Below are 1,137 nucleotides of genomic sequence, written 5' to 3'. Positions count from 1 at the left end.
AGTAGTAGTACAGTCATTTATAGTTTATTATGCTTACAAGCAATATAAATTATCTAAAGAAAATTAATTTTTGATTATGTAATAAGTTTTGGTACTAAAAAAGACTTGATCTGATTAGACCAAGCCTTTTGATAGTGTTATATTAATAAACAAATAAAAAGAAGTCGCTCACCCACCGACCAAAGTTTGTGAACGACAATCCAAAAAGAAAACATGAGTTGTTTTTTATGAATTTGTATATTTAAATACTAAACGATATTTAAATATACATCAAGATAAATATTCGGGTGGGCGACTTCTTAAATTAAATTAAGGAGTCGATTTTTTATGAGTAGAAAAGAGCAAGAAATTCATTCAAAGCAAAGCACATTACAAGAAGTTACAAATTACACCTCAACCGGATACTCTAATAGCCGGTTAGGAGTGCATTCTGTGCACCCACAAAATCCTAAATTAAGTTTTGACGCTATGACAATAGTTGGAAATCTCAGTCGTGACAACGCTCAAAAGCTATCGTCATTTATGAGTATCGAACCACAAATTCGACTTTGGGATATACTACAAACGAAATTTAAAGCTAAAGCACTGCAGGAAAAAGTTTATATCGAATACGACAAAGTAAAAGCAGATACATGGGATAGACGTAATATGCGTGTTGAATTTAATCCGAATAAACTTACGCATGAAGAAATGCTTTGGTTAAAACAAAACATTATCAACTACATGGAAGATGACGGTTTTACAAGAATAGATTTAGCTTTTGATTTTGAAGATGATTTAAGTAATTATTATGCAATGACTGATAAAGCAGTTAAGAAAACTGTATTTTATGGTCGTGACGGGAAACCAGAAACAAAATATTTTGGCGTTCGTGATAGTGATAGATTTATTAGAATTTATAACAAAAAACAAGAACGTAAAGATAACGCAGATGTCGAAGTTATGTCTGATCACTTATGGCGTGTAGAAATTGAACTTAAAAGAGATATGGTGGATTACTGGAATGATTGTTTTAATGATTTACATATCTTGAAACCAGATTGGACTTCGCCAGAAAAATTAAATGAACAAGCAATGGTTTACATGTTAATTCATGAAGAAGACAAATGGGGAGAATTGAATAAAAGAACTAAATAT

The 1,137-nt window shown here is 31.0% G+C and carries 1 protein-coding gene; it reads left to right on the top strand.

Annotated features, from left to right (window positions below):
- Positions 1 to 327: 327 nt before the first annotated feature.
- Positions 328 to 1,137, top strand: an 810-nt coding sequence (locus HZY83_RS01000; RefSeq protein ID WP_179942256.1) for a replication initiation factor domain-containing protein, incomplete at its 3' end; no start/stop codon positions are given.

Source organism: Gemella sp. GH3 (assembly GCF_013415425.1).
GTDB lineage: Bacteria > Bacillota > Bacilli > Staphylococcales > Gemellaceae > Gemelliphila.
This window is presented reverse-complemented; position numbering and strand designations above follow the sequence as displayed.